This window comes from Arthrobacter sp. I3 (assembly GCF_000520575.1).
Classification (GTDB): domain Bacteria; phylum Actinomycetota; class Actinomycetes; order Actinomycetales; family Micrococcaceae; genus Arthrobacter; species Arthrobacter humicola_A.
In genome coordinates, this window is the sequence record NZ_KI914973.1 from 1 (window position 1) to 5343 (window position 5343).

General features: G+C 67.4%; 3 protein-coding genes and 2 pseudogenes. All 5 read left to right on the forward strand.

Features of this window, described 5'->3' with window-relative positions:
• Positions 1-1522: pseudogene (locus Y706_RS27145) on the forward strand (glycine dehydrogenase (aminomethyl-transferring)); the annotation flags it as partial.
• A gap of 7 nt (positions 1523-1529) precedes the next feature.
• A complete protein-coding gene (locus tag Y706_RS27150; RefSeq protein WP_043437039.1) occupies positions 1530-2894 on the forward strand; it encodes an aminomethyl-transferring glycine dehydrogenase in 1365 nt (454 codons plus the stop codon).
• A gap of 12 nt (positions 2895-2906) precedes the next feature.
• Positions 2907-4055: a glycine cleavage system aminomethyltransferase GcvT gene (gcvT, locus tag Y706_RS0121910; RefSeq protein ID WP_028278254.1), complete on the forward strand. Its 1149-nt coding sequence runs from the start codon at positions 2907-2909 to the stop codon at positions 4053-4055.
• A 553-nt stretch (positions 4056-4608) separates the two neighbouring features.
• A complete protein-coding gene (gcvH, locus tag Y706_RS0121915) occupies positions 4609-4992 on the forward strand; it encodes a glycine cleavage system protein GcvH (protein WP_028278255.1) in 384 nt (127 codons plus the stop codon).
• Positions 4989-5343: pseudogene (locus tag Y706_RS27155) on the forward strand (serine hydroxymethyltransferase); the annotation flags it as partial. The gene gcvH and the pseudogene Y706_RS27155, both read left to right, overlap by 4 nt.

Here is a 5343-nt window from a genome sequence, read left to right on the forward strand (position 1 = left end):
GCTCGCCGCGGCCCTGAGCGAAGTCGAAGTCCTCGCCGAGCTGCGCAAACTGGCGTCGAAGAACAAGACCGCCGTGCAGATGATCGGGCAGGGCTACTACGACACGCTCACCCCGCCGGTGATCCGCCGCAACGTCCTCGAAGCCCCTGCCTGGTACACGGCGTACACGCCGTACCAGCCCGAGATCTCCCAGGGCCGGCTCGAGGCGCTGCTGAACTTCCAGACCATGGTCCAGGACCTCGTCGGCCTGCCGATCGCCAACGCCTCCCTGCTGGATGAAGCCACCGCCGTGGCCGAGGCCGTGCTGATGATGCGCCGGGCCAACAAGAACAAGACCGCCCACGACGGCAAGACAGTCCTCGACGCCGACTGCCTGCCGCAGACCATCGCGATCGTCAAGGGCCGCGCCGAGGCCCTCGGCTTCGAGGTCGAGGTCGCCGACCTCTCCAAGGGCCTGCCCGACGGCGTCATCAACGGCGTCGTCCTGCAGCAGCCGGGCGTATCCGGCCGCGTGTTCGACCACACCGCCGTGATCGCCGACGCCAAGGAACGCGGCGCCCTCGTCACCGTCGCGGCAGACCTCCTCTCCCTGACCCTGATCACGTCCCCGGGCGAGCAGGGCGCTGACATCGCCGTCGGATCCGCCCAGCGCTTCGGCGTGCCGCTGTTCTTCGGCGGCCCGCACGCCGCCTACATGGCCGTCCAGAAGGGGCTCGAGCGCTCCATGCCCGGCCGCCTTGTGGGTGTCTCCAAGGACAACGCCGGCGTCCCCGCCTACCGCCTGGCCCTGCAGACCCGCGAGCAGCACATCCGCCGCGAGAAGGCCACCTCCAACATCTGCACCGCCCAGGCCCTGCTGGCCATCGTGGCTTCCTTCTACGCCGTCTACCACGGCCCGGACGGGCTGAAGGCAATCGCCCAGTCGGTCCACGTCCACGCTAAGACCATCGCCGCCTCCCTGAAGGCCGCCGGCCTGGACGTGCTGCACACCTCCTTCTTCGATACCATCACCGTCTCCGTGCCGGGCCGGGCAGCTGAGATCATCGCGGCAGCCGACGCCAAGGGCGTCAACCTGCGCGCCATCGACGCCGTGATCGACGCCGACACGGTGGGTGTATCCGTTGATGAAACCACGACGCCGGACGTCCTCGCCGCCGTTGCCGTCGCCTTTGGCGCCGGCCCGGTCGGTTCAGCCCAGGGTCCAGAACTGCCGGAGTCCGTGCTGCGCACCTCCGACTACCTCCAGCACCCGGTGTTCAACACGCACCGTTCCGAGACCCAGTTGCTGCGCTACATCCGCCGCCTCTCGGACCGCGACCTGGCCCTGGACCGGACCATGATCCCGCTGGGGTCGTGCACCATGAAGCTGAACGCCACGGCCGAGATGGAGGCCATCTCCTGGCCGGAGTTCGCCTCCATCCACCCCTTCGCCCCGGAATCCCAGACCGCCGGCTGGCGTGAACTGATCGAGGACCTCGAAGGCCAGCTGACCGAGATCACCGGCTACGACCAGGTCTCCATCGGCCGAGATGGAGGCCATCTCCTGGCCGGAGTTCGCCTCCATCCACCCCTTCGCCCCGGAATCCCAGACCGCCGGCTGGCGTGAACTGATCGAGGACCTCGAAGGCCAGCTGACCGAGATCACCGGCTACGACCAGGTCTCCATCCAGCCCAACGCCGGTTCCCAGGGCGAGCTCGCGGGCCTGCTGGCTATCCGCGGCTACCACCTCTCCCGCGGGGATGCCCAGCGCACCGTCTGCCTGATCCCGGCCTCCGCGCACGGCACGAACGCGGCCTCGGCCGTGCTCGCCGGCATGAAGGTCGTCGTCGTGGCCACGGCTTCGGACGGTACGATCGACCACGCGGACCTGACCGCCAAGATCGAGCTGCACAAGGACGCGCTGTCCTGCATCATGATCACCTACCCGTCCACGCACGGGGTGTACGACGCCGATGTCCGCGAGGTCTGCGACGCGATCCACGCCGCCGGCGGCCAGGTCTACATCGACGGCGCCAACCTCAACGCCCTCGTCGGTCTGGCCCAGCCCGGCATGTTCGGCGGCGACGTCTCGCACCTGAACCTGCACAAGACCTTCTGCATCCCGCACGGCGGCGGCGGCCCCGGCGTCGGCCCGGTCGCGGCCAAAGCGCACCTGGCCCCGTTCATGCCCGGCAACGCGGCTGACCCGGCCAACGGTGCCGACGGCACCCCGATCTCCGCCTCGCGATACGGATCTGCAGGTGTGCTGCCGATCTCCTGGGCGTACGTGAAGCTCATGGGTGGCCGCGGCCTCACCGAGGCCACCAAGTCCGCGCTGCTCGCAGCCAACTATGTTGCGTCCCGCCTCAACGACTCCTTCCCGGTGCTCTACACCGGCGAAGGCGGCCTGGTGGCCCACGAATGCATCCTGGACCTGCGCGAACTCACGGCCAAGACCGGAGTGACCGCCGAGGACGTGGCCAAACGCCTGATCGACTACGGCTTCCACGCCCCCACCCTGGCGTTCCCGGTGGCCGGCACCCTCATGGTGGAGCCCACCGAATCCGAGGACCTGGGCGAGATCGACCGCTTCATCACGGCCATGGTCGCCATCCGCGCCGAGATCGACCAGGTGGCCAACGGCGAATTCACCGTGGAGCACAGCCCGCTGCGCAACGCACCCCACACCGCCGCTGCCGTGATCAGCACCGACTGGACCCGCGCGTACCCGCGCGAACAGGCCGTATTCCCGGTCCACACGCTCAAGCAGGACAAGTACTTCCCGCCCGTCGGCCGGATCGACGGCGCAGCCGGGGACCGCAACCTGATCTGCTCCTGCCCTCCCCTCGAGGCCTTCGAAGAAGACACAGCAGTCCACTCCAACGATTCCGCCAACTCCGACTCCGCCAACTAAGGACAGCCAACGATGACTGAGAATTACACGGCACTGTACGAAGAGCACAAGAAGCTCGGCGCCTCCTTCACGGACTTCGGCGGCTGGCAGATGCCGCTGAAGTACAGCTCCGAACTCGCCGAACACCACGCCGTCCGCAAGTCCGCGGGCCTGTTCGACCTCTCCCACATGGGCGAAGTCTGGGTCACCGGCCCCGACGCCGCAGCCTTCCTGGACTACGCCCTCGTCGGCAAGATCTCCGCGATGGCCATTGGTAAGGCCAAGTACTCGCTGATCTGCAACGAGGACGGCGGCATCATCGACGACCTCATCACCTACCGCCGCGACGACCAGAAGTTCCTCGTGGTCCCCAACGCCGGCAACGCCAAGGTAGTCGCCGAGGCCCTCGCCGAGCGGGCCGGTTCCGGAAAGGACGGCGGGTTCGATGTCACCGTCCGTGACGCGTCCGCCGAGATCTCGCTGATCGCCGTGCAGGGACCCAAAGCCGAGGAGATCCTGCTGCGCCTGGTCCCCGCCGCGCAGCACGAGCTCGTCACCGGCCTGAAGTACTACGCCGCAGTGGACGTCCCGTTCATGTTCGCTGGCGCAAGCCAGGACCTCCTGCTGGCCCGCACGGGCTACACCGGTGAAGACGGCTTCGAGATCTTCGTCGCGAACGACGGCGCCGCCGCCCTTTGGCAGGCGCTCGTCGCCATCGCCGAGGACGGCGAGCTGACCCCCTCCGGGCTCGCGTCCCGCGATTCGCTCCGTCTCGAGGCCGGCATGCCGCTTTACGGCAACGAGCTCTCCCTGGAGGGCGATCCGTTCGCCGCCGGCCTGGGCCCCGTCGTCGCCCTGTCCAAGGAAGGCGACTTTATCGGCAAGGCCGCCTTGGCCGCCAAGAAGGAAGCCGGCGCCGGCGCCACGACGGGCCGCAAGCTCGTCGGGCTCAAGGGCCTCGGGCGCCGGGCCGGCCGCGGCCACTACCCGGTCCTCAAGGACGGCAACGTCGTCGGCGAAGTCACCTCCGGCCAGCCCAGCCCGAGCCTGGGTTACCCGGTCGCGATGGCCTACGTAGACGTCGAATTCACCGAGCCCGGCACCGCACTGGACATCGACCTCCGCGGCAAGGCCGAACCCTTCGAAGTTGTCGCACTGCCTTTCTACAAGCGCCAAAAGTAGGTGAAGCTGTCCCGGGGGCTGCGTGACTGTGGTTGCGTCAGCCCGTCGGACCCGGCATCCTCTGCATGCTCGGTCGCGAAGACGCCCGCTGAGCGGACGTAACGCTCCCTTAGACGCATGCTCCCGGATGTCGGGCCCGAAGGGGCCCTGCAGCTCACCTCGGGTTCAACTCACCTCGAGTTCCAAGCGTCGTTGGGGGCGCCTTCGAAAGCCAAAAGTGCTGGAGGATGTACCGCCTACCGCGGCTCTGGGTTGTTCCAAGCTCGATCATTGGGGGTTGAGCTTGATGACACCCTTGAAGCCAAGAAGTAGCCCGGCTCTGGAAGATATCGAAATGCCGCTGTTTCTTCCGGGAAAACGGCTGGCCCCGAAAACTGAATTTTTTTGATAGCGGCAGGGGAGCGAATTCCGGAAGCGTGCGTCTAAGGGAGCGTCGCGTCCGCCCAGCGGGCGCCTTCGCGACCGAGCACGCGGAGGAATTCGGTTTCCGGCCGCGTAACCCGGCCACAATTGATTTAGCACCAACGACCACTCCAAGACTTAGGAAAAACACATGGCAAAAGTTGCCCCTGAACTGCAGTACTCCGACGAGCACGAGTGGGTTGCGCGGGAGGCCGGGAACGTTGTGTCCATCGGCATCTCGGCCGTCGCCACCGACGCCCTGGGCGACATCGTCTACGTGGACCTGCCCGAGATCGGCGCCACGGTGACCGCGGGGGAGACCTGCGGCGAAGTCGAATCGACCAAGTCGGTCTCGGACCTGTACGCCCCCGTCACGGGCGAGGTCACCGAAACCAACCCCGCCGTCGTCGACGACCCCTCCCTGATCAACAGCGATCCGTACGGCGCCGGCTGGCTCTTCAAAGTCGCCGCCGAATCGGACGGCCCGCTGCTCTCGGCGCAGGAATACGCGTCCAAGAACGGCGGCGAACTGTGAGCGGCGCAACGGCGGCCGCGGGCACACAGACACTGGCGTTTGAGCAGGTCGTTTCCCGGAGCCTGGACGCGGACCTGTCCGTGCTGGATCCGGAGATCGCCGCGACGATCGACGCCGAACTGACCCGGCAGCGTGACGGGTTGGAGATGATCGCCTCGGAGAACCACACCGCGAGGGCTGTGATGCAGGCGCAGGGTTCGGTGCTGACGAACAAGTACGCCGAGGGCTACCCGGGCAAGCGCTATTACGGCGGCTGCGAGCATGTTGACGTGATCGAACAGCTCGCGATCGACCGGGTCAAGGCCCTGTTCGGTGCCGGGTACGCGAACGTGCAGCCGCACTCCGGCGCGC